Consider the following 2,001-nt stretch of genomic DNA (forward strand, 5'->3'; position numbering starts at 1 on the left):
AGTGCCTGTAGCGAACATGCCGGCGTAAATCAGCCAACGGATAAAGTGATCACTGAGCAGCTCAGCCTCCCTTTCCAGTTCGGCTGTTAAAAAAAGGGGTGCCCGCAGAATTCGGAAAAAATCGTACGCTAAGGTTTTCCGGGCAATCGTAGCGGCCTGAACTTCCCGACCTCCAGCCTGCGGCTCTGCCGCCAGACGTAATCGCCAGTCAGGTTGATGTGCTCCCAGCCCAGCGGCAACAGGTATTGCAGCAGCTCGCCGCCCACCGACTTGCCTCGACCAGCCCCAAGTGATGCGCTCCAGATACATCGTGTTCCATAGCACGATGGCCGTCACCAAGTTTGGGCTTCTGGCTCTGTAGCGCTGCGGCTCGAAGTTCCGATCCTGATTTTGCCTAAAACTGGACACTAGCTATTGTCTTTGAACAACGTCGATACGGTACGGGCAACATGGTCTGCACCGTCACTGATTTCACGCATAATAGTTGTTACAGTTGCGATCTGATCGTTGTTTTCTTCGGCGCTTCTAGCGATGCTGTTCATATCTATATTCAGTTGCTGAGTAAGCTTTCCGTTAGCAGTTACCACATTCTGGATTTCCACGGTGGCACTGCTAGTTCGAGCTGCCAACTGACGAACCTCGTCGGCTACTACAGCAAAGCCTCGGCCCGTTTCACCCGCTCGGGCAGCTTCAATTGCGGCGTTAAGTGCTAGTAAGTTAGTTTGTTCTGCCACGCCTTGGATGGTGGTAACAATTTTCTCGATATCTTTAGCCTGAGCATTTAGCTGTGTAATCAAAATAACCGCACCGTTTATTAAATTAAGTGTGCTCTGAGATAATTCAATTGAACTAGCAAGGGACTCCATGCCCCGCACGGAAATTTGAGATGTCTCCTCGGCGGTGGTGAAGGAAAGCTCTGCGGCTTGACGGATTTCATCAGCCTTATGCTTCTGCGAGCTGACGTCGGTGGCAAATTTTAACACTTTCACAACCTGGCCGGCTTCATCAACGACGGGGTTGTAGGTGGCCTCAAGATAGATGGTCTCTCCCGATGCGGTCTTGCGCTCAAATTGCCCGCTGAAAAAAGTTCCTCCCTTTAAACTCTGCCAAAAATTTGTATTTTCTTGATAAAAATTATCGAAACAGAACATTCGGTGGTGTCGACCCTTGATATCGCTGAGGCGATAACCCATAGCACGGAGGAAATTCTCATTTGCATGCAGAATGTCACCGTTAGGTGTGAACTCGATCTCCGCCATCGAGCGGGAGATGGCTGCATGGACGGCTCTTAGTGAGAGTAACTCGTTTTCTCTCTGAGTGACATCTGAGCCAATCTTAATGATTTCAATAACTTTTCCATCTTGATTTTGAACTGGAATATAAGTAGCCTCAATCAATATTAAGTTACCGTCTTTGCGCAGCCGCCTAAATAAACCTGATTGAGGATGGCCGTCAGCCAATTTCTGCCAGAAGCGCGAATAATCAGCTGTGCTAGCATAATTCTTTTCGCAGAAAATTCTGTGGTGCTGCCCTGCTATTTCTTCGAGTTTGTAACCAAGCATCTCTAGAAAGATATTGCTCGCATAGATTACGCTCCCGTCTGGCCTGAATCTGATTTCCGCGACATTTCGATTTATTGAATCAAGCTGCCACTGTAGTTCTGAGAGCTTATTTTCTGTGTCCAGCAGTTGTTTGCTTTTATTGAAAAACATAATCATTACCTTTGTGCAAATAAAATAATACTTGGGGCCTAATTTATACTGTATCGGTTAGCGCAACCGCTTCTTGAGAGCATAGCTCTTTATAGTTGGTAAATTAGCGATTTGCAGCCATGTGTCATATTGAGCTATACCCTAACCGGACGTCAGGCAAGGCCGCTCCGAGTCGTCAGAATAGAGTGGTCTTTTGTCACTTTCAGAAGGCGACAGCACGAAATATCAAAAGTCGACCGCACGGTCTTTTCTGACGTTGGAGTCGCCTCAGAAAACGGAAAATAAAGCA

At 47.5% G+C, this 2,001-nt stretch carries 1 protein-coding gene and 2 pseudogenes; all 3 read right to left on the minus strand.

Annotated features, from left to right (window positions below):
• Positions 1-128: 128 nt before the first annotated feature.
• Positions 129-387 (minus strand): annotated as a pseudogene (locus tag BLS08_RS25920) (Tn3 family transposase); the annotation flags it as partial.
• 20 nt (positions 388-407) lie between these two features.
• Positions 408-866 (minus strand): methyl-accepting chemotaxis protein, encoded by a 459-nt coding sequence (locus tag BLS08_RS26835; protein WP_255342433.1) that lies wholly within the window; start codon positions 864-866, stop codon positions 408-410.
• An 87-nt stretch (positions 867-953) separates the two neighbouring features.
• Positions 954-1,718, minus strand: a pseudogene (locus BLS08_RS26840) (PAS domain-containing protein); the annotation flags it as partial.
• Between the last annotated feature and the right edge of the window lie 283 nt (positions 1,719-2,001).

The sequence above is a fragment of the Ectopseudomonas chengduensis genome (assembly GCF_900102635.1).
Lineage (GTDB): Bacteria > Pseudomonadota > Gammaproteobacteria > Pseudomonadales > Pseudomonadaceae > Aquipseudomonas > Aquipseudomonas chengduensis.

Excerpts from the sequence above, each read along its gene's own strand:
- BLS08_RS26835 (WP_255342433.1), bottom strand. The coding sequence starts at position 866 with ATGGAGTCCCTTGCTAGTTCAATTGAATTATCTCAGAGCACACTTAAT.